Source organism: Lachnoclostridium phytofermentans (genome assembly GCF_000733755.1).
Classification (GTDB): Bacteria; Bacillota; Clostridia; order Lachnospirales; family Lachnospiraceae; genus Lachnoclostridium; species Lachnoclostridium phytofermentans_A.
The window spans coordinates 522,635-546,700 of sequence record NZ_JPOF01000003.1 but is presented as its reverse complement, the minus strand read 5'-3'; the positions used below and the strand labels follow the sequence as shown (position 1 = coordinate 546,700).

Genomic DNA, 24,066 nt, shown 5'->3' with positions numbered 1-24,066 from the left:
AATTAAAATAACTTGGATACAAAAAGGCCTTGTTTCACTATCTAAGTAGAAGTTATGAAAGCAAAGGGTTATATCATCGAATTTTCAGATAAATAAAGGCTAATTTATGTTATTATTTAAACACGAATAGGATTCAATTTATGGAAGAATAGTTGAAATTTTCATAAAAAGTTGTATAATGGAGATGACAGGATTTACGTCAAATTATATTTGGGAGGAAAACATTTATGAGAAAGATTTTATCAGCAGCTTTAGTACTTGTTATGACCTGTTCTTTATTAGCAGGCTGTGGTAAGAAAGACACTGAAACTGGTGCTGGATCAGGAAATAATACAGGCAATGGATATGAGATTGCTCTGATTACAGACAAGGGTAACATCGATGACAAGTCCTTTAACCAAGGTTCTTGGGAAGGCGTTGTGGAGTTTGCAAGAGACAAATATTCACACAAATATTATAAACCAGAAGAGGCTACAGATGCTGGTTACCTTGCATCAATTGATTTAGCAGTAGCAGGTGGTGCTAAGGTTATCGTAACTCCTGGTTATTTATTTGAAGTAGCAGTATACGAAGCACAGACAAAGTATCCAGATGTTAAGTTTATCTTACTTGACGGAGCTCCTCATACTGCAGATTATGCTACATATGAGACTAAGTCAAACGTAGCAAGCGTTATGTATGCAGAGGAAGAATCAGGATATCTTGCAGGATATGCTGCAGTAAAAGATGGTATGACAAAACTTGGTTTCATGGGTGGTATGGCAGTTCCAGCAGTACGTTCCTTTGGTTATGGTTTCTTACAGGGTGCTGAAAATGCTGCAAAAGAATTAGGCCTCGCAGATGGTGCAGTTTCTGTTACCTACCATTATACGGGTGATTTTGCAGAAACAGATACAAATAAGAGTACAGCTAAGTCTATCTACCAAGAAGGCGCTCAGGTAATCTTTGCTTGTGGCGGTTCCGTAGGTAAGAGTGTTATGTCAGCTGCAACAGAGGCAAATGCTAAGGTAATCGGCGTTGACGTTGACCAAAGATACGATAGTGAAACTGTTATGACTTCTGCAACAAAAGGTCTTGGAGCATCGGTAGTAGCAGTTCTTAAATCAATTTATGAGTCTAATAGCTGGGATACTTATGGCGGAAAGACAACTTACTTTAATGCTGCGAATGATGGTGTTAGTCTTCCAACTGTTGTTATCGGAGATGATAAGGCAGATGCTTTTGATCGTTTCAGCACATTTAAAAAAGCTGATTATGAAGCAGTATTTAAGACTTTAGTGGATGGTACAGTTGATCCTATCCGTGAGATTACTGTAGCAGATGCCAATGGTATTGCAACAGCACAAGAATTAACAGATGGTTTATCTCTTACTAAGGTTGCAGTAACTACTAGATAATAACATGGATTATCTCTATATCATAAGGTATAGAAGGGTATTTTATCGAGGAACATAGAAGAAAACTTAGAACATGTACCTCGCATGGAATAAGAAAACCAACGGGGGAAGGGCGAAAGCCATTCCCCCTTATTCATGACAAGGAAAAGTTTGTAAAGCATACTTATCATTGTACATGGCAGTACTTGTAAAGGATAGAGAGCTAAGTTGCTCCGACAATAAACAATAGGAAAGAGGGTTATTGTGGAAGACTATATTATTGAGATGCTTCATATCACAAAGGAATTCCCTGGAATAGTAGCAAATGACGATATCACACTCCGTCTGAAAAAAGGGGAGATTCATGCACTCCTAGGAGAAAATGGTGCGGGAAAATCTACTTTGATGAGTGTGCTATTTGGCCTTTATCAGGCTGAAAAAGGTGAGATTAGAAAGAATGGTCAAGTAATCAAGATTAATAACCCAAATGATGCCAATGCATTTGGTATTGGTATGGTTCATCAGCACTTTAAGCTGGTAGAGATTTTTTCTGTTTTAGAGAATATTATTTTAGGGGTAGAACCTAATACCTTGGGCTTTCTTGAGAAGAAGGAAGCAAGAAAAAAAGTAGTAAACCTATGTGAACAATATGGGCTTAAAGTAAATCCAGATGCAATTGTTGAGAGTATATCAGTGGGGATGCAACAGCGTGTAGAGATATTAAAGATGCTCTACCGAGATAATGATATATTAATATTTGATGAGCCTACGGCGGTATTGACACCACAGGAAATCGACGAACTTATGGAAATAATGCGAGGCTTTGCAAAAGAGGGGAAATCTATCTTATTCATCACTCATAAGCTAAATGAGATTATGGCGGTAGCAGACCGTTGCACAGTTTTGCGTAAAGGAAAATATATAGGAACTGTAGACATTAAGGATACAACCAAAGAAGAATTATCAAGAATGATGGTTGGACGAGATATTAGTTTTTCAGTTGAGAAAGAGGAAGCCTCCCCAGGCGAGGTTGTTCTCTCTGTACGGGATGTTACCGTGCCATCAAAGATTCATAAAAACAATGCTGTGAAAAATGTATCCTTTGATGTTAGAGCAGGTGAAATAGTTTGTCTCGCTGGTATTGATGGTAATGGACAGACAGAGTTTGTATCCGCATTGACTGGATTAGAAAAAATGTCTGGTGGTAAAGTGACCTTATGCGGAAAAGACATTACGAAAGCGAATATTAGAACCAGATCTAAAACTGGAATGAGTCATATTCCAGAGGATCGTCATAAACATGGCTTGGTTCTTGAATATACGCTAGAAGAAAATATGGTATTGCAGCGTTATTGGGAACCTGCTTTTCAGAAAAAAGGTTTTATACGTAGACATGCAATTCGTCAATATGCCGATAGGCTAATTAAACAATATGATGTCAGAAGTGGTCAGGGACCAATTACGATAGCACGCAGTATGTCAGGTGGTAATCAGCAAAAAGCAATTATTGCTCGTGAGATTGACAAACAACATGAACTTTTAGTTGCCGTTCAGCCAACCCGCGGACTTGATGTCGGCGCGATTGAGTATATACATAAGCAACTGGTAGCAAGAAGAGATGCAAACAAGGCAGTTCTTCTCGTATCCTTAGAGCTTGAAGAAGTTATGAATGTCAGCGATCGAATATTAGTTATGTATGAAGGTGAAATCGTTGGTGAGCTTGATCCAAAGACAACCACAGTAGAGGAACTTGGTCTTTATATGTCTGGTGCAAAACGTAATACTTTGATGCCAAAGAAGAAGGAGGAATCAAGCGCCAATGAATAAATTAGGTAATATAACCAAAACAAAGAGTTTTTCTGCCTTTACCTCGGCGCTGCTTGCCATTGTACTAGGTTTAATATTTGGATTTTTTATTATGCTGGTTGCAAGCCCTTCGAATGCAGTCAATGGTTTTCGTACGGTATTAACGGGTGGATTTAAGCGTATTGGTGATGTGTTTTATTTTGCAACTCCTATATTAATGACTGGTTTGGCGGTCGGTTTTGCCTTCAAGATGGGGTTATTTAATATTGGAGCTTCTGGTCAATATACGATGGGTATGTTTTTTTCACTCTATGTTGGATTTATGTGGGACCTTCCAGATAATATTCACTGGATCGCATGCATATTTGCAGGTATGGTAGGTGGTATGTTGTGGGGAATTATACCAGGATTATTTAAGGCATTCTTAAATGTGAACGAGGTAATAACCTCTATCATGTTTAACTATATCGGTATGTTCTTAGTTGATATGCTTATTATGGGGAATTCTGTGATGTATGTATCTACAAAAGCAAGAACAGAATATCTTCCGAAATCAGCTCAAATCCCATCTTTGGGTGTTACAGGAAGTAGCGTAAATGTATCGATATTTATAGCAATTGGAATAGCGATTATTTTATTTATCATTCTAAATAAAACTATATTTGGATATGAGTTAAAAGCGACTGGATATAATAAGTTTGCTAGTAACTATGCTGGAATGAATGGTAAGAAAAATATTGTTCTTACGATGCTTATCGCCGGTGGGCTTGCAGGTCTTGGTGGTGCGTTTAGTATATTAGCCCCATCCACAATAGCGGGAAGTAGTATGACCTATGAGCCTATTAGTGTTATTGCAGCCAATGGATTTAATGGTATCGCGGTAGCACTCCTTGGTAATTCTAGCCCGTTTGGAATTATCTTTTCTGCCATTTTTATTTCTCATATTCAGCGTGGTGGTACCTTGACCGCACTTTATGGATATAAACCAGAAATTATTGATATCGTAATATCAGTTATTATTTATTTCTCAGCGTTTGCGATGTTAATGAATCATATGATGGTTACGTTCTTTAAGAGAAGGAAAGATAAGAGACATCAAAAGTATATAGAGAAAACCCAAGCTTCAAAGGATGTAGCTACACTAGATAAAAAGGATACTGTTACTACGATTCCAGAAGAACTAGAGAAATCAGGAAATATAGGGAGTTCAGAGAAAACAGATAATAGTAAGAATACTGAAAATAACGAGAACACAGAGATTTTAAGTAGCAATGAAGATATTGAGAATCCAATCGAACCTGACTTAAAGGATGTTCTATCGAATAGTGAAAACCTAAAAGATACGACACCAGAAAAGGAGGTTAAGTAAAGATGGATGTTATATTTTATTTAATTCAAAATACACTTCCAGTAGCGATACCTCTTTTGTTGGTTGCTCTTGGAGGAATGTTTAGTGAGCGAAGCGGTGTAATTAATATCGCGCTCGAAGGTATCATGCTATTTGGTGCATTTTTTGGGTGTCTTTTTGTTTATTTCGTTCAAGGAACTGGATTAAATCCGCAGGTAATTTTATTATTGGCGATGTTAGTTGCTGCACTGGCTGGAATTATTTTTTCCTTATTGTTATCTTTCGCTGCTGTAAGTATGAAGGCAGATCAAACAATTACAGGCACAGCACTCAATATGATTGTACCAGCAATGGTATTATTATTTTCTAAGATGAGTTTTAACAGTGATGGTATTACGACAAATGTAAAATTTTATATTCAAAAAGTACCTGTACTAGGCGATATCCCAATCATTGGAGAGCTGTTTTTCCAAAAAACATATCTTACGGTTTACATTGGTATTGCATTCTTAATAATTGCAACCATCATATTCTATAAGACAAGATTTGGTTTACGATTACGTGCTTGTGGAGAGCATCCACAGGCAGCTGACTCAGTAGGTATTAATGTATATCATATGAGATATGCAGGTGTTACCTTGTCAGGTTTTCTTGGTGGTATCGGAGGATATTTTTATTCTGTAGGTGTAATGTCAGGTAATGTTAATGGACATACCGGAGCCGCTGGCTTTGGTTTCTTAGCGCTTGCTGTTATGATTTTTGGTCAATGGAAGCCTATAAAGATATTTTATGCAGCATTATTCTTTGCATTTTTACGTACGGTTGCTTATTCCGTACCGTTAATTCCATTCTTAAATAATTTAAATATCAATCAAACTTATTATAAGATGTTACCTTATATCGCAACGATGGTTGTCTTGGCCTTTACGTCTAAGAAATCTAGAGCGCCAAAGGCAGAAGGCATTCCTTACGATAAGGGAAAACGCTAATAAAGATGAGGTAAATCTTTTACTTACCTTGAAAAAATGCCCTAGCAAGGTCTTGTGGCTTGTGCTTCATTTTTGATGTTTCTCTGTTTAAATCCCGTATGGTATATGGTACTGAAATGTAATATTTTATGTAAATCGCGTAATTCAGAATAATTTCTAAGTAATCTATAAGTTAAAAAACGTTCACAAATTGGTTCTCTTTCTTGTGAACGTTTTTTATGACAGGAACTAAAATTTGGTTAGTAAAAAGCAAAAAAATATGATTGACAATAATAATAAAAAGCAGTATTCTATATAACTAGAATTCGAGGTAATTGAAAGGAGCGATGACATGAATGAGCCAAGACGGCCCAAGGGAGATAATGTGGCTATATTAATTGATTTTACGTCACATCTGATAGGAAACTATCATAATGTTCTTTTGAGTCAGTATGGTATTACAACAAAACAAGCGAAAGTATTGTCCTATCTCTATCATAATCAGGATTGCGAGATCATACAAAAAGATATTGAAAAGGTATTCTTTCTACGAAGCTCTACCGTTACAAGTGTCATGGGGAATTTAGAGAAGCAAGGATTTATAGAGCGCTATCATAATCATTCTGACGGGAGAGTGAAGAGTATTGTAATTACTCCGAAAGGAAATCAGGTTCAACATGGAATTGAGGAATCGCTCGATCTTCTGGAGAAAAAAATACTCGAAGGTTGGAAGGATGACGAGAAGGATGAATTTCGCTGTTTACTTAGAAAGGTAGCAGAAAACATGAAAAGAGATTAGGTTCGATGTATTTCTGCTTATATAGCTAGAATTCGAGGATTTTATAATGATTTAGTAGTAAGTGTAAAGGCGCTAAAGCGCTAGAATTGAGGAAAATATGATTAAAAAATTAGTACCGTGTGTTGGAGAGTATAAAAAACATGCAATTCTAACACCTATTGTAATGATTGGTGAAGTAATCATGGAGATTTCAATTCCCTTTGTAATGGCTCAAATTATAGATAAGGGAATTCAAGGAGATGGAGGAATCTCCTACACAGTTAAGATGGGACTTTTGATGGTTCTTATGGCATTAGTTTCTCTTATGTTTGGAGCGTTAGGCGGAAGGTTAGCAGCAGTAGCTGGTATGGGATTTGCAAAAAATGTTCGAAAGACTTTATTTGATAAAATTCAGGAGTTTTCATTCTCTAATATCGATAAGTTTTCTACAGCATCTTTAGTAACGAGGTTAACAACAGATGTAACCAATACCCAGAATGCCTTTATGATGTTAATACGAATGGCTGCGAGAGCTCCGATTATGTTAATTGGTGCAACAGCCATGGCAATTTCTATTAACACAAAATTAGCAATGATATTTTTAATTGCGATACCGGTTCTAGGGTGTGCTTTATTCTTTATTATTAAAAATGCACACCCTAGATTTGAAGCAATGCTTGCAAAATATGATAAGATGAATGCAAATGTACAGGAGAACTTAATTGGTATTCGTGTTGTAAAAGCATTTGTTAGAGAAGAACAAGAAAAGAAAAAATTCGAATTAGGCGCAGATGAAGTACGAAGAGCACAAGTATTTGCAGAAAAATTAGTTATCTTAAATATGCCTTTGATGCAGTTATGTATGTACGGTTGTATCGTAGCAGTTCTTTGGTTTGGTGGTAACATGGTGGTGGATGGTACCTTTGCGATCGGGCAACTATCTAGTTTTATCAGTTATGTTACACAAATTCTGATGTCATTAATGATGCTTTCTATGATATTCATTATGACAATCATCTCAAGAGCATCCGTAACTCGTATAGTGGAAGTATTAGATGAGGAAATTGATATTACAGAGCCAGAGAGTACACTTTCTGTTGAAGATGGTTCCATTGAATTTAAAGATGTTTCCTTTAGTTATTCAAAAGATCCAGAAAAAACAGCCTTAGATCATATTAATTTATCCATCAAATCAGGGGAAACCATCGGTATTATCGGGGGTACTGGCTCCTCTAAAACATCCTTAGTACAACTAATCCCAAGACTATATGATGTCCTAAGCGGCGAATTAAAAGTTGGAGGACATAATGTTAAGGACTATGATTTAACCACGTTACGTAATTCAGTTGCGATGGTACTACAAAAGAATGTCTTATTTTCAGGAACGATAAGAGAGAATCTCTTATGGGGGGATGAGAATGCAACCGAGGAAGAAATTGTTGCAGCTTGTAAGGCAGCTTGTGCACATGACTTTATTATGTCATTTCCTGATGGTTATGAGACTGACTTAGGGCAGGGTGGAGTGAATGTTTCTGGTGGTCAGAAACAACGTCTTTGTATTGCCAGAGCTTTGCTTAAAAAGCCTAAGATTGTTATTCTTGATGATTCCACCAGTGCGGTTGATACAGCAACGGATAGCAATATTCGTAGAGCATTTCGTGAAAATCTCAAAGGAACAACAACGATTATCATAGCACAGCGTATTACTTCCGTTAGTGATGCAGACCGAATTATCGTGATGGATGACGGTAAAATAGATGCCTTTGGTACTCATGAAGAGTTAATGAGAACGAATCAGATTTATCAGGAAGTATATGAATCCCAGCAGAAAGGAGACAAATAAGATGGCAGGTCCGATGAAATCACAAAAACCAGGAGCAAAACCTAAGAACTTAGTAAAAACATTTAGCCGTATTCTTGGTTATATTGCAGAAAATAAACCGCTTCTTATTGTAGTTATCCTTGGAATTACAATTAGCGCAGGAGCGCAAGTAGCAGGTACTTCCATGCTTAAAAGAGTTATTGATCAGTACCTAGAGCCAATGCTTAAATCTTATAGTAGTGAATTGATGGCAGGTTTTTTAAAGACAATATTACTCATGGCAGGAATCTATCTGCTTGGTGCATTGTCAAGTTACATGTATAGTCGATTAATGTTAATGATTTCAACAAAATCTTTATATCGTATTAGAACCGATTTATTTCGTAAAATGGAATCCCTCCCAATCAAATACTTTGATACACATACCCATGGCGAGTTAATGAGCCGCTATACAAACGATACCGATGCTATTCGTGAAATGCTTAGTAACAGTGTTGCTAATGTAATTTCCTCAGCGATAACGGTTACCGGTGTCTTTACCATGATGGTAATCTATAGCTGGCAGTTAACCATTGTAGTAATCTGTATGTTATTCATTTCCTTAAATGCGATTAAGTTTATCGGTGGAAGAAGTAGTAGATACTTCATGAAGCAACAGCAAAACATCGGTAAGGTGAATGGCTATATCGAAGAAATGATGGAAGGTCAAAAAGTTGTGAAAGTATTCTGTCATGAGGAAGTTGCTAAAGACGAATTTAATCAATTAAATGAAGCTTTATGTGAAGCTTCTACCAATGCCAATACGTATGCGAATGTATTGATGCCAATTATGGGGAACTTATCTCATATTCAGTACGCAGTAACTGCAATTGTTGGTAGTATTCTTACGATTAATGGCATCCTAACACTTGGTACCGTAATTTCCTTCTTACAGTTTACAAGAAACTTTACACAGCCAATTACTCAGATTTCACAGCAGTTTAATGCAGTATTAACCGCGTTAGCAGGAGCGGAACGAATCTTTGAACTTATTGATGAAAACCCGGAAGAGGATCATGGATATGTAACATTAGTGAATGCTAAGGAAAATTCAGATGGTAGTCTTACTGAAGTAGAAGATCGTACTGGAATATGGGCGTGGAAGCATCCCCACAAAGATGGAACTACTACGTATACAAGAGTGCGTGGTGCTGTAGAATTTGATGATGTTGTCTTTGGATATGAAGATAATAAAACGATTCTTCGTAATATCAGTCTCTATGCGAAGCCAGGACAGAAGATTGCTTTTGTTGGTTCTACAGGTGCAGGAAAAACGACGATTACTAACTTAATTAATCGGTTCTATGATGTACCAGATGGTAGGATTCGTTACGATGGGATTAATATTAATAAGATTAAGAAACCAGATCTACGCAGATCTATGGCAATGGTTTTACAGGACACTCATTTATTTACCGGGACGATTATGGATAATATCCGCTATGGTAAGATGGATGCAACGGAAGAAGAAGTATTGGCAGCTGCAAAGCTTGCGAATGCAGACTCTTTTATCAAACATTTACCAAAGGGATATGAAACACAAATTACAGGGGATGGCGCAAACTTATCCCAAGGACAAAGACAGCTTCTTGCAATCGCAAGAGCAGCTGTTGCGGACCCACCGGTATTAATTCTTGATGAAGCCACCTCTTCGATAGATACTAGAACAGAAGCTTTAATTGAAAAGGGTATGGATAGTTTAATGCAAGGAAGAACAGTATTTGTCATCGCCCACCGCCTATCCACAGTTAGAAACTCAAATGCCATTATGGTACTTGAGAATGGTGAAATTATCGAACGAGGAGACCATAACGAGTTAATTGCACAAAAGGGTAAGTATTATCAATTATATACTGGAATGTTTGAGCTATCGTAAGTGGGAGATCGAATGCTTCCGATAGGTCTGTTGGAAGGTATCTAAAATTGCGTAATAAAAGTTAGCCTATTCCTATGAATTATGAAGCATGAAAGATATTATGTAGAAAAGATGACAAGTTTGCACTGCGTACTTGTGTATAAAAATAGAAGGTATCATGAGAATACCTTCTATTTTTATTGTAATATTATCACTTTTCTGGTTTTAATTATTCTTCAAATTCTACAGTTACATACCAACCCTCAGAACTACCACGAACATCAGTCACTGTGCCTGTAAGATTCTTTAAACGTTCCGAGAAGGTATAGTTTGCAGACATGGCCACAGCTGGGATGATGGTGTAATAATAGCTCATTGGAAGTTTGCTTTCCATAACTTCTACTTGATCCCCTGCTTTTACTAAACCTTCTCGTTCCATCTTAAACTCCATTGTTCTCATTCTTTTCTCCACTCCTTCGTATGTTCTTTTGTAGATTCCATTTATCCTATTTATTATAGCACAAAAAAGTAAGGTATAAAACTGAGGTTACATGGTTATAGTTATGTAATTACAATGAAGCGTTAGATTGGGTTAAAAAGTGAATCTACATTACCCTAATGTGTATGTCCAAGAAAATAGCATATCTATTGAAGAAAAATTTTCTAATTGATATAATAGTTAGTAAAATGTTAAGAGAAAGAGATGGAAGAAGAACTTATGAGCTATGATTATATTTTATTTGATTTAGATGGAACATTAACTGACCCAAAGCTTGGTATAACTAAGTCTATTGCATATTCCCTAAAATTTTTTGATATTGAAATAGAGAATTTAGATTCCTTATGTAAATATATTGGACCACCTCTAGTGGATAGTTTTATGGATTTTGGATTTAGTAAGGAGAAAGCATTAGAGGCTGTGGACAAGTATCGAGAATATTTTAAGGACTATGGGATCTATGAGAATGAAGTCTATGAGGGTGTTGCACAGTTATTGTCAAAATTAAAAGAGCGAAAGAAGAAAATAATGCTTGCGACTTCAAAGCCAGAAGTCTTTGCAAAGCAAATATTAGAACATTTTGGATTACTCCAGTACTTTGATTTTGTTGGTGGGAGTGAATTAAATGGAGATCGTGCTGAAAAATCCGAGGTGATACAGTATGTTTTAAAGGAAGGAAAGGTAACAGATCGGACAAAAGCTGTTATGATTGGTGACCGTAAATATGATATTTTAGGTGCAAAAGAAGTGGGGATAGATTCTATTGGAGTTTTGAATGGCTATGGTAATCAAGAGGAGCTGATAGCAGCAGGGGCTGATGCTATTGTTTCAAGTGTTTGTGACTTAGTAAATAGGGAAGAATTTTTAGATAATTAATAAAAAACGCCAATCATTTATCATGATTGGTGTTTTTTATTTAATTATTCTATTGACAATATTTTTATCTATAACGTGATGTGTTATTAGGTTATTGCAATGGAACCGTTAAGGAATACATTGACAGTACCACTGGTTGCAGTGCTTGTAGCATAGACAACCATTAATATTCTTGTGTTTACAGGGATTGAAATATTAACATTAGCAGTACTACCATTGGAAGCATTAGATGCTGGAGCCGTGTAGGAAACAGATGCACCTGCAATAGGAGTGAAGTCAGTGCTATTGATTGGAGCAGTGTAAATCTGAGCTGTTATTCCTGGATTGTCTGCTGTTACCGATTGACCTACCGCTGCAGAAGATATTGCAGTAATCGTTAAGTTTCTTGGAGCTACAAATGCAAAGGACTGCAAATCATTAACTACTGATATGATAGAGCCAATTGTAGTAATTTGAGTAGTATCTTCACCAAAACCAATGATAGCAACATTTCGTGCACCAGTTCCAGTGTTAACACCTAAGGAAACGTTACTTCCTGAAGCGTAAGGTATGATTGCACCCAGACCGCTACCACCAGTAGGACCAGAAGGACCAGTAGGGCCAGTAGGACCGGTGGCACCTGTAGTACCAGCAGCACCAGAAGGACCAGTAGGACCAGTAGGACCGGTGGCACCTGTAGTACCAGCAGCGCCAGAAGGACCGGTAGGACCGGTAGGACCAGTGGCACCTGTAGTACCAGCAGCGCCAGAAGGACCGGTAGGACCGGTAGGACCAGTTGACCCGGTAATATTAGGAAAACAAACTGCCTTTTTATTAGCGGTCTGTTAAACCGCTTCGGATTGGGTGTTGATTTCTATGTATTCCATTACACGGCGTAGTTCGTCAGCAAACTTAAACTTTACGCTGATATTGCCGTTCTCATGTACCTTGATATGGTCTACAAGTTCAACCAAAACCTCTCTTGTCAGCTTGTCGATATTTTCAAACTTCTTAAAAACCACTAAGCAAGGACTTTCGGCGGTAATACCGTTTTGCAATTCCTCACGCTCTGCATGGAGGTTTTTCAAAACTTCGCCTAAAGCGCCTATTTGCCGTTCATAATCTTCGCTCATATGGCGGTAGTCGCTATGAGTGATTTCTCCGTCTTTCCAATCCTGATAAATAGATTGCTTATAACGCATGACTTTGGAGCGTTCCTTTTCTTTTGCGTCTATCAATGCTTCAATCCGTATGGACTGGCTCTTTTGAAGCGGGGCTGTGCTGATATATTCCAAAGTGTTGGCATAGTGTACTGCCAGATATACCTGTTGCTGAATGGCATACAGGACAGCCGCTTCCAGCCGGTTGTGCTTCACGGAATGTTTGGTGCAAGCCGTTTTTGACTGGTCTTTGTAGGTGCGGCAGAAGTAGTAGACTGTGCCTTTTACTTGACTGCGGCTCATAGCCTTACCGCAATCAGCGCAACGGAGAAAGCCGCTAAATAGATAGAGCTTTTTTTTCTGTGGCGCGGTGCGAGTATCACGCTTTAGCAACTCCTGCACCTTTTCAAAGATAGGCCGTTCTATGATTGGTTCATGGGTGTTCTCCACAATGTACCATTCACTTTCTGGAACCTGTTCCTGCGTATGTATCTTATAGCTTTTCACACGCTGGCGGCCTTGCACCATGTCCCCTACATAAAGGCGGTTTTTCAAAATGTCGCTTACCGTCTTTGCACTCCATAAGGGCCTTTCTGAACCGCTCGGATTTTGGTAGTTTAAGCCCTTGCTTTTCTTGTATTCGGACGGACACAAAATGCCACGGTCATTGAGATTTCGTACTATGGCGTTTTTGCTCATGCCGTCTAAAAACCATTCGTAGATACTTTTTACAACCTCGGCGGCTTCATCATCAACGACTAAAGCGTTTTTATCCTTTGAATTTTTCATGTAACCATACGCCGCGAAACCGCCGATAAACTCGCCATTGCGCCGCTTCATATCAAAAACCTGCCGTATCTTCTTTGAAGTCTGATAGCAAAAATTGTCGTTGATAACATTGGTAATCGGCACAATAAGATTGGAAATGCTGTCCGGGTTTAAGTAGCTGTCAATACCCTCTGCCAAGCTGATAAACCGTACATTCATCTGTACAAACAGATTTTCAATCAAGCTCCCTGCGTCCGTATAGTTACGGGAGAGGCGGGAGAGGTCTTTGACGATAACACAGTTTACCTTTTTGGCGTATATGTCGGAAAGCAGTTTTTGAAAGCTGTCTCGATTGGTGTCCGTTCCGGTGTATCCATCATCCACATAAGGCGGCTGAACGCTTTCAAACTCGTCTATGTGCTGTTGGTAGTAATCATCAAGTAACGCTTTTTGGTTGGTAACGCTGTTGCTGTCGTCCTTTCCACGGTTTAAGTCCTCTTTGGATAAGCGGATATATTCTCCAAGTTTCCAGCGGATCATTTGAGGTGCTGATATTTTTTCCTCAAAGCCCCTGTTTTTTGTTCTTGCCATGTGTCCTCCTTCCTATCACATTACACCTATATTATACCATTTCAGCGTAATGCAAACAATGTTGTCGCGGCCTGAAAACTGGCTTTACAGGCCGCTTTTCTTGCGTTTCAGGAAGTCGGCAAACACATCTTGCAAAGTGGGAGCGTTCTCTGAAAATTCCAGCTTCACACCCATATCACCCACACGAAAACAATAGGGATTTTTTACTGCCGCTATGACTTTTGCCGCACGTTGTTCCTGCGGCACAGTCGTATCAAAGATGAAGCCGCTTACATCAACTAAATCCTCTTTGTTCACCGCTTCTATGTCCACGTTTGCCAACTCTGAAATTGGGATACGTTTCTTCAATCACAATCGCCCCCTCCTTTCTATGTATATGAAATGCTCTGATTGTCCTATGAGGAAACACAAACAGCCACCACTTTTATCAGCAAAAGTGATGGCTGTTAATCTTTCCTCATACTTCGGGTCAAGTTGTCCCGAAGTCAATAAGGGCTGTTTTGATAGTATGCTTCCGCTTCTTCTATGCCGCAAGTGTCGAAAACATAATTAAGTTCGGAAACCACGCGCTTTATATCGTCCGGGCTAAAATCACAATTTTCCATAGCCCGAATGACATAGCCACGGCAAGCGCCGTTGCTCCATTGCTGAAACAGCAAAGACTGTAATTCCTTATCCATGATAAAAACTCCATTCGTCAATCGGGAGTATGCCGCGCCGTTATAAGTCGGCTTGTCGTAAGACAGAAAAAGCGGCGCGGTACTCCCTTTATATAAAAAACGATAACCCGGACGGGCGGCGGCAACCGCCCTCATGGGAATTTCACCCCGCCCCATGCTGATGGCGCGACGGTCAATGCGGTGAAGCGTTCAAACCGTAAGTATCATTGTATCAATCAAAAAATTATCGCCGGGCAGATTGCCATATCTGCCTTGTTACAGTTGGTAGGAATCGCTCGCGCTCCGTTTGGTCTTTCCCCCTTTCAACGGGCGGTCTTGGCGTACCCTGTGGCCTGGCTCCCTCTTGATTGAACGTATCCGGGTTATCGGTATTCGATTGTCAAGGTACTGAAAAGAAAAATAACTTTTTCTCACTTCTTAGGACAGTTACACGCTAAAAGGTGTGACCCTATATTGAAAAAATTTCAAAGTAAAAACGCCCGGCAGTTTTGAACTGCAAGGCGTTTTTACTATTCAGCTTATTCAATTTCCGGCGGCAGATTGCGGAACAAATCGCAATCGTAAAAATCTATAATGCACAAGTCTAATCCGTCACACAGCTTTTTGACCGTCACCGCACTTATATCCCGGCGTTCCGGCTGTAACATACTGTATACGGTGGAGGGCGTTACTCCTGCCCGCCTAGCAAGCTCCGTAAATGAGATACCTCGTTCCGTGCATAGCTGCCGGAATCTTTCGACTATTGCGTCTTTGATTTTTATGCCCTCACCACCTTTCCAAAGGTATGTGATAAGCATATCAATCTATACGCTCCAACGTATACGCACTTGCGTACTATATGAATTTTTGTTACACTTATCTTGAAACAGGAAACGGCTCCGCCAAAAGACGGAGCCGCCCGGTAAGTACAGTATTGCTAATCGACAAGGAGCTTATGAAGCTGTTTGAGGGCACGGTCAATCGAATGACTTATGGTTGCCCGGTTCACGCCCTCCATTTCGGCAATCTGGCGGTGTGTCAGATCGTTTACAAAATGTAGATGTAACCTCCTGCGCTGTGCTTCGGGAAGTTGGTTCATAGCAAGATGGAGCCGTTTATAACTTTCCATTCTTATCACAAGGTCGGCGGGATTGTTTTGGTCTGGATACCTCATAGCTGCGTCGGTCAAACCGTCTGTGAAGTCCGTATAATCAAGATACCGCCTGTCTTGCCGCCTTTGGGATTGAATTTGCCGGGTGGACTGTTCCAGCAGTTCCTTAACCGGAGTTGAAACCTCAACACAAATTTCACTCCCATTGGCGGTCTTATATTTTATCGTTACTAATGGCTTGTCCATTGTTATTCCTCCATTCATCATGTTTGCGGATTGCTCCGCAGAGTTTACGGACTGATGAATGGAGAGGGGCGGGGAACGACAACCGGGGCCGCTATGCTTTGGCGGGCCTGCCCGGACTTCGGGCCAAGTTGGCCCGAAGCACAAAAAAACACCGATCCGAGAAATTACTCGAATGGTGTCGTATGAAAATTGGGCGCAGAAGTGACCTGTATTTTTTATAGACTTTTTAATATTTTGAATGGTTGGAAATTCAGCTAAGCCAAACCGTTACAGTAAGGCAACGGTTCCTCCCATACATAAATCAACGGCTTTGTATCCACGGAAAACCTCCATTCTCAAAGCCGCATTTAAAGGACGTACTGATTATGCTCTCCGAAAGCTCATAAGAAAGTAGAATACAGCGGTCTTGAATGTTATTTCAAAACCGCTGTTAGGCTATAATATTCTGTTTGGCGCATAACAACCTCGCCGCTCAAACAACGGTTTTTTTTATTACCGTTGAGCGGCATTTCTTATGTGTTTCTACAAAGCAGTTTCTTTTTTCAATCTGTGAAAAGCCCATGAAAAACTGATGCCGCACATACCTATAAGCAGAAGAATAACAAAGCTGACATCCTGGAAAACAATATCGCCCTGTAAAATCAAGTCACGCAAAACATTTATAACGTGTGTAAATGGATTTAAATTGACTGTAATTTTCAATCCCCCGGACAATCCATCTGCCGGAAACAATGCGGTACTTAGAAAAAAGATGGGAAGAACAATTGCGTTCATTACCGTTTCATACATGACTTCATTTGGCAGACAAAGGCTAATGGCATAAGTAAGTCCTGAAATAAAAAAAGCAGTTAAAAATACTAAGAGAGCTATCAAGAGTATACCTTTGAATCCAGTCGCAATGTTTACCGAAAAAAACAAACTGACTATGCACATGATAATAACTTCAATGAAAGTACATACGACTGCTTCTAATACCTGCCCCAGCACAATAGAACTCCTTTTGAAAGGGGCAATCAGTATCCGGTAAAAGCTCCCATCTGCTTTCATCAAATAATTCATAATGCCGCTGCTGCTACACGCTCCGAAACTAACCAACACAATCAGTCCGGGAAGAACAAAAGCCGTATAATTTGCAATTCCAATCCCTTTCATGGATTGTCCTGCAACAGCACTATACAAAACAAGCCATAGCATAGGCTGTAAAATGGTAATCACGATAGTAAAAGCATTATGAAAACGCCATTTTATATTGCGGTGTAACAAGGTTAGAATATCCATTAGCTGGCCTCCTTTCCATTGTCACTGGTCAGGCTGATGAAAACATCTTCTAATGTGGGCTGTATAATTTCGATTCCCAAGAACGGAAGACTATGCTCCAACAGTAGGCGGGTTGTTTTTTCTAAATCACTTCGTCCGCTTTTTAAGCTGGTAATGATTTTATCATGGCGTAAATCGGACTCTTTGAGAGCAATGGTTCCCTTTAGGGTATCAAAACATTTTTCAGCCTCTTTCTTTTCTGAAAAGCTGATTTTCAGCATATCCTGCCGCAGGTATGCCCGGAGAGAATTTGGAGAACCTTGAATGACTTCTTTTCCATTTTTCATAATGCAGATTGTATCACTCAACTCGTCGGCTTCTTCCAAATAATGCGTTGTTAAAAAAATAGTAGTCCCAAAATCGTTTCTAATCTTTTTTACCATATCCCACATTGCCATTCGAGATTGAATATCCATTCCAACGGTTGGTTCATCTAAAAATAACACTTTGGGATTGGACATTAGATTTAGTGCTATATCAAGCCGCCTTTTTACTCCACCGGAGTAGGAAAAAACCGGGTATTTCAAATACTTCTCTAATCCAAAACAGGAAATTAGCATTTCCATACGCTTTATAGCTTCTGACTTTGGCACTTTATATAGCTTGCTTTGAAACATCATGTTCTCTGTGAGTGATAAGTGCGTATCAATAGAAGTTCTTTGTGCCACACAAGAAATTTTTGAACGGATTTCAGCCGCTTCACGATAAGCGTCTTTTCCAAACATTGTTACGTTGCCAGAAGTAGGACTCAGGTAAGTTGTCAACACATTAATAAGTGTAGATTTTCCTGCTCCATTCTGTCCCAAGAGAGAAAATATTTCGCCTTCTTTTACCGTCAAAGTAAGGCCATCTAACGCCTGTACTCCGCTTTTATATTTTTTAACTAACTCATTTACGCAAATAGCAGTCATTTTAGTCCTCCCTGATTGGGAACAGAATCTCGGTGATATATTTATCTGGCTTTCCTTTCAATAACAGTCCCGGCCCCTTAATATAAACCTCACGAAATGGTGGTTGCAAATGTAAATTATGCTCTGCGGCATATTGGTCGATTGCTTCATAAGTCTGATGTAAAGTTTCATAAGAACCGGTATGTGTTGCACAGACTGCCTTAATAGCAGGTATTTCTTTTATTTCAATTCCATTTCCCAAAGGATTTTGTTCTGTTGGTACGCATAAGTCCATTTCGCCCATTTTGGTTTCTGGATTCATAACATAGTAACAGAAAAACGGCGCACCATTTGCTTTACCCTGAATGGACTTGAAAACATTAGGGAAAAACTTGTTTGCTTCTGTTGCAACTCCTTTATAATGCAGGAAAGCAACACGAATTGGTTCAATATTCCTAATTTCAATTTGACATTCCATAAGTTTAATTCTCCTTTTCTTTTTTTATTGCAATCCATACTTCGGAATGCCCTGAACGGTTTAATTCCTTGCTGATCGGATAGACTTCTATATCCGGCAGTTCCGCATAAGCATATCCCGAAAAAGGAAGCCATTCTGTTAAAAATCTCTTGAAAATATCCTGTACGGATTCTTTAAAGAATCCGTTACTTTCAAATACAACCCATGTAGCATTTGGAATTTCATATTCAAACATTCCGTCTGGTACAGGCTGGTCAGTTGCCGCCGCAATGTAATAATATATTTCATCATCATTTTTGCAAACTGTGGCTCCTAAAACACTCATGGGAAGCCTGTTTGACAAGTTGCAGATTTTTGCAAACTGCTTGCTTTTCAATGTGCTTTCCCAGAAAGGCGGAACATTTCTTTTGTTTTCTTCCATATCCATTGTCAATGGAATACGGATACCTACAATTCTCATAGCTTCTTTTTCTTCGACCCGGTAGGGCATGACATTACCTCCTATTATATTGACTGAAAATTTGATAGGTGGGTATGCATTTAATATACTTCCTTTTGCCTTTGCGAAAATGGGGGATATTCCATGCACATTTTGAAATGCCCGGTTAAAAGAAGTTGGAGAAGTATAGCCATATTTTAATGCAACCTCCAAAACCTTTGTATCTGTTGTTTGTATTTCAAAAGCAGCCTGTGTCATTCTCCGGCGGCGAATATATTCGGATAAGGTTATACCCGCTACATATGAAAACATTCGTTGAAAATAGTAGGTGGAACAACATGCAATTTTAGCGGCTTCTTCGTAACAAATCTCGCCATCTAAATTCTTTTCAATATAATCAATGGCATTGCTCAGATTTTTCAACCATTCCATTTCTTTACCTCCTGACTAAATCATACTGTAAATAGTAAATTTATTCCTCGCTTTTACTGTCCTCTTTTGTAAACTTAACTTTAGCGCAATAAAAATTTGTTATCAAGGTTACAGAAAACAAAAATAGGATTCTCATATAAGGCAGGGTTTCCGCTAACCGGCAAGCAGGGCAAGTGTATTGACACTTGCACATTTTTGAGATTTTCCCTTGCGGGAAAACTCAAAAATTGCTTGTTGGGGAGTGCCTTCCCCAAACCCTGCGACTTCGGGCCAACTTGGCCCGAAGTCGGTGCGTTGCACCTCATGTTGCGTCATGTTCGCTATCGCTCCATTTCCTTATTTTTCTGCGCGTCCGTCAGGCCGAGCAGATGGTCTATATTGCTTTTCACTGTAACAATTTCCTGCATATCCTTTTTGGTTTCCCGATACTCCCGATAAGCCGTTTTCTTGTCAGCCGACAACCGCTGAAATTCTGCTTTCAGCGTATCCATTTTGGGGAGCTTCGCCCCGGACAGCAACCGCCGGAACGTGTCCTGCGCCGCTCGGTAGGCGGCAATATCCACTTCATGCTCCGCAAGATATTTTTTGCTGTACTTCGCCGCCTTGTACCCCTCAAACACAGGTCGGGCTTTCGCATAATCCACCACCGCCGCCTTTAGCTCTGTATTGATACGCAGAGCGGCTTCGGTGGCTTTTATGCTGTCTGAAAGCGTATGGAAATGGTCAGTAAGCTCTGTGGTCTTTTGTTCTAACTCTGCATATTCCAGCAGGCCATTTTCCTGCAAATATTGTAAGGCTGCCGCCATCTGCTTGAGGTTGAATACCTTTGCCCAGCGTTCATAGGCTGGGCCTTTTCCGGCTTTCATACGGGCTTGAATATCCACAATCAGATTGACCTTTCGCCGTTCCTGCGGAGCAGCTTTGCCCTCAATCGCCGCTTGTACATCCTCTTGCCCGTAGCCCTTGCCAAGCGTAGAAGCATGGAGCCGAGTAAAGCGTTCCTGTCCCTCTGCCCGGAAGCTGATTGTACCGCCACGCCCATGCTTGATTTCATAACCAGCCGCCGCCATTGTCTGTAAAAAAGTGTCCATATCCGACGGCTTCATTGCAAGGCAAATATCAATCTGCGCCTTTAATTTCTCTTGAAAGGTGGGCGGCTTGTGACCGCCCAACCATTCCCCGTAGTGTTTGAATTTACTCTTGCTGTGGCGTTTGGGATTGGTGATAACAGACAGTCCGTTTTCAAGGCATATCCGGTCAGAGAGCCGCCGCACCGCACGGGCTGAACCGATAAAATCCCGGAACTTCCGGGTGCAGTCCAGCGAAGTAGAATTGTAGTAAATATGGCAATGAGGGTGGGGACGGTCAGCATGGGAAACCACGAAAAAGGCGTGTCGGCCTTTCGTCCAGCGCATGGCAAGGTCATAGCTGATTTTAAGAGCAGTTTCCGGGTCTGTTTCGCCGGACGGGAACGACTGCCGAATTTGATAATACAGAACATCATTTTCCCGTTTTTGCTCCCGGCCTGTGATAGCTTTGTACTTTGCTTTGGAGAGTAAAAACTCTGCGTCAGCGGTGGTGGGATCACATTCATAAGCAAGAATTAAATTGCCGTTGCAGGTCTTATCTGGATTTTTACCGTAGTCAAAACCGTCCTTTAAGGTTTCCATAATGGTCATGCCACTTCCCGTGTGACGGGTCATAAGGCGGGTGGTTGCCATGTCCGTTTCCTCCTTTCCTCGAAAAAACAACTTCGGGCCAAGTTGCCCCGAAGTTGCCCGGCAATTCTGTTATACGGCTATTAGCTGACAATGAAAAAGCGAAGCGAATTATTCAGGCTGTGCAGACCACCAATCAGGTGTTCCGCAATGGCGGGAATCCCAAGGGGAGAAATCAAAAACGACAGGAACAGGAACACACCGAAGCCCAGCTTTTCACCACTTATCAGCAGGGCAATACTGATAAGAACGCCTATCCCAGAAACTACCTGTAAGAAAGCGGCTGCATAGCAGAACACAAATTCAATCATGGGTGTTACTATCGTCAGCAAAACCACAAACGGTGCGGCGATAATCTTAAATATCAGCTTGATAAACTTCATAAAAATTCTCCTTTCATTGGGTGGCTTTCTTGTTGTATCCTACCTATATTTTACCATTTTGAGTAGGGCGCAACAATGTTGTCGAGGCCGCACCGATCTTGTCCAGGGACTTCGGGACAAGTTGGCCCGAAGTTCTTGTCCTTTTGAGGAAAATACTGTATAATTATTATAAATTGTGAAGTAAATTAATGTCGATTAAATATGAGTTATGGTGTTCCTTTCTACACATTTCCATGTTTTATCGGCTACAAAACTAAGAGGTAATTTTGCATGGAAGAACAGAGATATATAACAGATGATTTAAGTGACATTGAAACCAGTAAATTAATGAATAGTTTGCCGAACTATTTTGATTTTTCAGGAGATATGCAGAGAACGGCATATTTAAATTGGCGCTTTGAGTTTAATCGTGACTTAGAAAACCAATTTTACGATATGGCAAAAGGTTATTTTGAAACCTCCCTTTCATTAATAGAAAACTGCTTATCCGACAATCTTGGGCATAAGGCCGATATCTGGATTTTTCCAATTATGTTCAACGTTGTTCATGGTATAGAAGTCTATCTAAAAGGATTTAATTCTCAATATAGAATACTGGCTAAATTACAAAGAGACGAATATCAAGCTACCAAAATTGAAGGAAAACACGATATACGCCAACTTTGTCAAGTGGCAATCAGTTTAGTAAAGGATAATAATGACAAAGATTTACTTGTGGAGCTTACTTTCATAAAAAGATTTATTGATATCTTATATGCAAATACGGATGACATGACTTTTGCAAGATATCCTGTAACATCTAAAGGTGAACAACATTTTTATGTTAAGGAAAAAGACAATGTTACTATTGATTTGGACGTATTTAGGCAATGGGTTATTCGTGTTTTTCATATTTTAGATTCTTGTACTGGCTTTATAGACTTTCAAGTTGATCAGATTCTGGAATGGAAATACGAAATGCAACAGGAATATGGTGATTATTAAGGAGACAAAAATGCTTTTACTTGATAATAAGGAGAAATACATATTAAAGAGATTTTTTAACACCGGAGGGTATGTACTAAATTTTTCCACCTCTTCATTTGATTCATTTACATATCAAAGTGTCGGCATTAAAATCTGCGAAAAATATAAGTTGTCAAAAGGTCGTTCCCTTGAAAGCTTTATTGACGAAGCCAGTACTTCATTGATTATTCAGCTATCCTATGATTTGGTAGAACATTATGAAATAGTAAAGCAAGATCTTTCATCAGACATGATTAAGGATGAGCAGTATATAAAAGTTAAAACAATACTGGATAAATTTTCGTACTTAACGGCGAGAGTTGAAGAAAACAGTTTGGCATTTCGCACTCCAATGTTAAAAAAATATGATGTTTTCATTTCTCATGCAACGCAGGATAAACTTGAATCTGTTAATGATTTAAGAAACGGAATAATGTCTATGGGTGTAGATGTATGGTATGATTCAGATTCTATTGAATGGGGCGATAGTCTTTCAGACCGGATTGATGATGGATTGAAAAACTGTGAATTCGGAATAGTCGTACTCTCTAAACATTTTTTTGACAGACCTTGGTGTGAAAAAGAATTACATAAGTTGGCAGAGAGACAAGAGTTGGAGAATCGCAAAACCATATTGCCATTATTATTAAATATTGATGTGAATACAGTCATATCTAAATACCCGTTTTTAGAGAATATAAAGATGATTGAATATAAAAGCGGAGAGGAAAAAGACGTTGCACTATTATTTGCGAGGGTACTGATAAAGAGACTTAAACAAGGTAACTAGAAATAGGCGAAAAATCGTCATTTGATAACAAATAATGTTGTACTTGTTAAAGAAAGCGGGGAGCGGCGGCATTGTGCCAACGCTCCCCGCTTTCTTTATAGCTCCACTATCGCCGTAAGCTGTTTGAGTACCTCTGAAACCCGGCCCCATAACTCGGTATAATCTTTTTGCAGGGCGGCAATCTCGGACGGATAAACGCCGTAGGTATTGGCGTGAATCGCAACCTGATTCAGATTGTTAGCGCATCTGCGTTGCAGGGAAACCAATTCCCGGACGGGAGCAAGGTCAACATTCAGCACATAGCCGTTGAGTGCCATTTTGCGAATATAGGCGCTTAAATTCTGCGTTCCAGCCTGCGCCATACGTTCCCCAATGGCGGCGTATTCATCCTCACTCACCCAAACATAAAGGGGAACGCCCCGCTTGCGTTTAGGTCGGCTCACCGTTCTTCCCGTTCCCGACTCCTGCGTTTTGCCGGCGGCTCCTTTACCCGGTCTTTCGGTCTTTCTTCCGGCACGGCCTGCACAACAGGCAGAGGGGCATTATTTGGAATCCCATCAATCATGTTGTAATTCTGTTCCGTGGAAAGCTCTGCATTTTTCAAATAGTTCTCCTTTTCCATTCTAAAAAACCTCCTTTTTGTGACTTCGGGCCAAGTTGGCCCGAAGTGTGTGTTTCTTCTTCATTAAGGGAAATGTTAGCTTTTGCCGGGGCGAGCAATATAAAAGTACGT

26 protein-coding genes are annotated in these 24,066 nt (G+C 39.7%); 11 read left to right on the top strand and 15 right to left on the bottom strand.

Annotated features, from left to right (window positions below):
- Positions 1–227 precede the first annotated feature (227 nt).
- From CC92_RS0107920 to CC92_RS0107890, 7 genes are all read left to right on the top strand, one after another.
- A complete protein-coding gene (locus tag CC92_RS0107920) occupies positions 228–1,397 on the top strand; it encodes a BMP family lipoprotein (protein WP_029503441.1) in 1,170 nt (389 codons plus the stop codon).
- Positions 1,398–1,640: 243 nt separating this feature from the next.
- The gene (locus CC92_RS0107915; RefSeq protein WP_029503442.1) at positions 1,641–3,203 is read left to right on the top strand and encodes an ABC transporter ATP-binding protein; all 1,563 of its coding nucleotides are present in this window, start codon (positions 1,641–1,643) and stop codon (positions 3,201–3,203) included.
- Positions 3,196–4,551, top strand: coding sequence for an ABC transporter permease (locus CC92_RS20865; RefSeq protein ID WP_029503443.1), 1,356 nt, complete (start codon positions 3,196–3,198; stop codon positions 4,549–4,551). The genes CC92_RS0107915 and CC92_RS20865 overlap by 8 nt, the downstream gene beginning before the upstream one ends.
- Positions 4,552–4,553: 2 nt before the next feature.
- Positions 4,554–5,519, top strand: a complete 966-nt coding sequence (locus CC92_RS0107905) for an ABC transporter permease (protein WP_029503444.1) — start codon at positions 4,554–4,556, stop codon at positions 5,517–5,519.
- A 331-nt stretch (positions 5,520–5,850) separates the two neighbouring features.
- Positions 5,851–6,297 carry a MarR family winged helix-turn-helix transcriptional regulator gene (locus tag CC92_RS0107900; RefSeq protein WP_029503445.1) on the top strand — a complete coding sequence of 149 codons (447 nt, stop codon included), beginning with the start codon at positions 5,851–5,853 and terminating at the stop codon, positions 6,295–6,297.
- Positions 6,298–6,394: 97 nt separating this feature from the next.
- Positions 6,395–8,119, top strand: coding sequence for an ABC transporter ATP-binding protein (locus CC92_RS0107895; RefSeq protein ID WP_029503446.1), 1,725 nt, complete (start codon positions 6,395–6,397; stop codon positions 8,117–8,119).
- 1 nt (position 8,120) lies between these two features.
- Positions 8,121–10,013, top strand: a complete 1,893-nt coding sequence (locus CC92_RS0107890; RefSeq protein WP_155998372.1) for an ABC transporter ATP-binding protein — start codon at positions 8,121–8,123, stop codon at positions 10,011–10,013.
- A 208-nt stretch (positions 10,014–10,221) separates the two neighbouring features.
- Here the strand turns inward: CC92_RS0107890 and CC92_RS0107885 are convergent, their stop codons facing one another.
- Positions 10,222–10,452, bottom strand: a complete 231-nt coding sequence (locus CC92_RS0107885) for a hypothetical protein (protein ID WP_029503448.1) — start codon at positions 10,450–10,452, stop codon at positions 10,222–10,224.
- Between the two features lie 243 nt (positions 10,453–10,695).
- On the opposite strand from CC92_RS0107885, the gene CC92_RS0107880 reads away from it, so the two are divergent.
- Complete coding sequence (locus CC92_RS0107880) at positions 10,696–11,367, top strand: HAD family hydrolase (RefSeq protein ID WP_242841353.1); 672 nt, start codon at positions 10,696–10,698, stop codon at positions 11,365–11,367.
- 86 nt (positions 11,368–11,453) lie between these two features.
- Here the strand turns inward: CC92_RS0107880 and CC92_RS22975 are convergent, their stop codons facing one another.
- Entirely contained in the window at positions 11,454–11,780 is a 327-nt protein-coding gene (locus tag CC92_RS22975; RefSeq protein WP_051650772.1) for a hypothetical protein, read from the bottom strand.
- 136 nt (positions 11,781–11,916) lie between these two features.
- Between CC92_RS22975 and CC92_RS22970 the strand changes: the two genes are divergently transcribed.
- A complete protein-coding gene (locus tag CC92_RS22970; RefSeq protein ID WP_051650773.1) occupies positions 11,917–12,195 on the top strand; it encodes a hypothetical protein in 279 nt (92 codons plus the stop codon).
- On the opposite strand, the gene CC92_RS0107865 is transcribed toward CC92_RS22970, so the two are convergent.
- From CC92_RS0107865 to CC92_RS0107810, 11 genes are all read right to left on the bottom strand, one after another.
- A complete protein-coding gene (locus tag CC92_RS0107865; protein WP_029503452.1) occupies positions 12,192–13,865 on the bottom strand; it encodes a recombinase family protein in 1,674 nt (557 codons plus the stop codon). The genes CC92_RS22970 and CC92_RS0107865 overlap by 4 nt on opposite strands.
- Before the next feature lie 84 nt (positions 13,866–13,949).
- Positions 13,950–14,213 (bottom strand): DUF6870 family protein, encoded by a 264-nt coding sequence (locus CC92_RS0107860; protein ID WP_029503453.1) that lies wholly within the window; start codon positions 14,211–14,213, stop codon positions 13,950–13,952.
- Between the two features lie 137 nt (positions 14,214–14,350).
- On the bottom strand, positions 14,351–14,545 hold the full coding sequence (locus CC92_RS0107855) for a hypothetical protein (protein ID WP_029503454.1): 195 nt from the start codon (positions 14,543–14,545) through the stop codon (positions 14,351–14,353).
- 518 nt (positions 14,546–15,063) lie between these two features.
- Positions 15,064–15,342: a helix-turn-helix domain-containing protein gene (locus CC92_RS23500; protein WP_242841354.1), complete on the bottom strand. Its 279-nt coding sequence runs from the start codon at positions 15,340–15,342 to the stop codon at positions 15,064–15,066.
- A 119-nt stretch (positions 15,343–15,461) separates the two neighbouring features.
- Positions 15,462–15,881: an RNA polymerase sigma factor gene (locus tag CC92_RS0107845; protein ID WP_051650774.1), complete on the bottom strand. Its 420-nt coding sequence runs from the start codon at positions 15,879–15,881 to the stop codon at positions 15,462–15,464.
- Positions 15,882–16,403: 522 nt separating this feature from the next.
- Complete coding sequence (locus CC92_RS0107840; RefSeq protein WP_029503458.1) at positions 16,404–17,159, bottom strand: ABC transporter permease; 756 nt, start codon at positions 17,157–17,159, stop codon at positions 16,404–16,406.
- Positions 17,159–18,109 carry an ABC transporter ATP-binding protein gene (locus CC92_RS0107835; protein WP_029503459.1) on the bottom strand — a complete coding sequence of 317 codons (951 nt, stop codon included), beginning with the start codon at positions 18,107–18,109 and terminating at the stop codon, positions 17,159–17,161. The genes CC92_RS0107840 and CC92_RS0107835 overlap by 1 nt, the downstream gene beginning before the upstream one ends.
- A gap of 1 nt (position 18,110) precedes the next feature.
- Entirely contained in the window at positions 18,111–18,566 is a 456-nt protein-coding gene (locus CC92_RS0107830) for a GyrI-like domain-containing protein (RefSeq protein WP_029503460.1), read from the bottom strand.
- 4 nt (positions 18,567–18,570) lie between these two features.
- Complete coding sequence (locus CC92_RS0107825; RefSeq protein ID WP_029503461.1) at positions 18,571–19,437, bottom strand: AraC family transcriptional regulator; 867 nt, start codon at positions 19,435–19,437, stop codon at positions 18,571–18,573.
- 320 nt (positions 19,438–19,757) lie between these two features.
- Positions 19,758–21,158 carry a relaxase/mobilization nuclease domain-containing protein gene (locus tag CC92_RS0107815; protein WP_029503462.1) on the bottom strand — a complete coding sequence of 467 codons (1,401 nt, stop codon included), beginning with the start codon at positions 21,156–21,158 and terminating at the stop codon, positions 19,758–19,760.
- 80 nt (positions 21,159–21,238) lie between these two features.
- Complete coding sequence (locus CC92_RS0107810) at positions 21,239–21,538, bottom strand: CD1845 family protein (protein ID WP_029503463.1); 300 nt, start codon at positions 21,536–21,538, stop codon at positions 21,239–21,241.
- Positions 21,539–21,808: 270 nt separating this feature from the next.
- On the opposite strand from CC92_RS0107810, the gene CC92_RS0107805 reads away from it, so the two are divergent.
- Both CC92_RS0107805 and CC92_RS21540 read left to right on the top strand, forming a co-directional pair.
- Positions 21,809–22,522, top strand: a complete 714-nt coding sequence (locus tag CC92_RS0107805) for a hypothetical protein (protein WP_029503465.1) — start codon at positions 21,809–21,811, stop codon at positions 22,520–22,522.
- Between the two features lie 10 nt (positions 22,523–22,532).
- Positions 22,533–23,333 carry a toll/interleukin-1 receptor domain-containing protein gene (locus CC92_RS21540; RefSeq protein WP_051650775.1) on the top strand — a complete coding sequence of 267 codons (801 nt, stop codon included), beginning with the start codon at positions 22,533–22,535 and terminating at the stop codon, positions 23,331–23,333.
- Positions 23,334–23,428: 95 nt separating this feature from the next.
- Here the strand turns inward: CC92_RS21540 and CC92_RS0107795 are convergent, their stop codons facing one another.
- Both CC92_RS0107795 and CC92_RS0107790 read right to left on the bottom strand, forming a co-directional pair.
- Positions 23,429–23,776 carry a plasmid mobilization protein gene (locus tag CC92_RS0107795; protein WP_029503467.1) on the bottom strand — a complete coding sequence of 116 codons (348 nt, stop codon included), beginning with the start codon at positions 23,774–23,776 and terminating at the stop codon, positions 23,429–23,431.
- Positions 23,773–23,955, bottom strand: coding sequence for a DUF4316 domain-containing protein (locus CC92_RS0107790; protein WP_029503468.1), 183 nt, complete (start codon positions 23,953–23,955; stop codon positions 23,773–23,775). The genes CC92_RS0107795 and CC92_RS0107790 overlap by 4 nt, the downstream gene beginning before the upstream one ends.
- Positions 23,956–24,066: the final 111 nt, after the last annotated feature.

Coding starts and splice junctions, on each gene's coding strand:
- CC92_RS0107885 (WP_029503448.1), bottom strand. CDS start 10,452: ATGAGAACAATGGAGTTTAAGATGGAACGAGAAGGTTTAGTAAAAGCA.
- CC92_RS0107895 (WP_029503446.1), top strand. CDS start 6,395: ATGATTAAAAAATTAGTACCGTGTGTTGGAGAGTATAAAAAACATGCA.
- CC92_RS0107805 (WP_029503465.1), top strand. CDS start 21,809: ATGGAAGAACAGAGATATATAACAGATGATTTAAGTGACATTGAAACC.
- CC92_RS0107815 (WP_029503462.1), bottom strand. CDS start 21,158: ATGGCAACCACCCGCCTTATGACCCGTCACACGGGAAGTGGCATGACC.
- CC92_RS0107865 (WP_029503452.1), bottom strand. CDS start 13,865: ATGGCAAGAACAAAAAACAGGGGCTTTGAGGAAAAAATATCAGCACCT.
- CC92_RS0107835 (WP_029503459.1), bottom strand. CDS start 18,109: ATGACTGCTATTTGCGTAAATGAGTTAGTTAAAAAATATAAAAGCGGA.
- CC92_RS21540 (WP_051650775.1), top strand. CDS start 22,533: ATGCTTTTACTTGATAATAAGGAGAAATACATATTAAAGAGATTTTTT.
- CC92_RS0107825 (WP_029503461.1), bottom strand. CDS start 19,437: ATGGAATGGTTGAAAAATCTGAGCAATGCCATTGATTATATTGAAAAG.
- CC92_RS0107790 (WP_029503468.1), bottom strand. CDS start 23,955: ATGGAAAAGGAGAACTATTTGAAAAATGCAGAGCTTTCCACGGAACAG.
- CC92_RS20865 (WP_029503443.1), top strand. CDS start 3,196: ATGAATAAATTAGGTAATATAACCAAAACAAAGAGTTTTTCTGCCTTT.
- CC92_RS23500 (WP_242841354.1), bottom strand. CDS start 15,342: ATGCTTATCACATACCTTTGGAAAGGTGGTGAGGGCATAAAAATCAAA.
- CC92_RS22970 (WP_051650773.1), top strand. CDS start 11,917: ATGATTGCACCCAGACCGCTACCACCAGTAGGACCAGAAGGACCAGTA.
- CC92_RS0107810 (WP_029503463.1), bottom strand. CDS start 21,538: ATGAAGTTTATCAAGCTGATATTTAAGATTATCGCCGCACCGTTTGTG.
- CC92_RS0107880 (WP_242841353.1), top strand. CDS start 10,696: ATGGAAGAAGAACTTATGAGCTATGATTATATTTTATTTGATTTAGAT.
- CC92_RS0107830 (WP_029503460.1), bottom strand. CDS start 18,566: ATGGAATGTCAAATTGAAATTAGGAATATTGAACCAATTCGTGTTGCT.
- CC92_RS0107840 (WP_029503458.1), bottom strand. CDS start 17,159: ATGGATATTCTAACCTTGTTACACCGCAATATAAAATGGCGTTTTCAT.
- CC92_RS0107845 (WP_051650774.1), bottom strand. CDS start 15,881: ATGGACAAGCCATTAGTAACGATAAAATATAAGACCGCCAATGGGAGT.
- CC92_RS0107900 (WP_029503445.1), top strand. CDS start 5,851: ATGAATGAGCCAAGACGGCCCAAGGGAGATAATGTGGCTATATTAATT.
- CC92_RS0107890 (WP_155998372.1), top strand. CDS start 8,121: ATGGCAGGTCCGATGAAATCACAAAAACCAGGAGCAAAACCTAAGAAC.
- CC92_RS0107920 (WP_029503441.1), top strand. CDS start 228: ATGAGAAAGATTTTATCAGCAGCTTTAGTACTTGTTATGACCTGTTCT.
- CC92_RS0107855 (WP_029503454.1), bottom strand. CDS start 14,545: ATGGATAAGGAATTACAGTCTTTGCTGTTTCAGCAATGGAGCAACGGC.
- CC92_RS0107905 (WP_029503444.1), top strand. CDS start 4,554: ATGGATGTTATATTTTATTTAATTCAAAATACACTTCCAGTAGCGATA.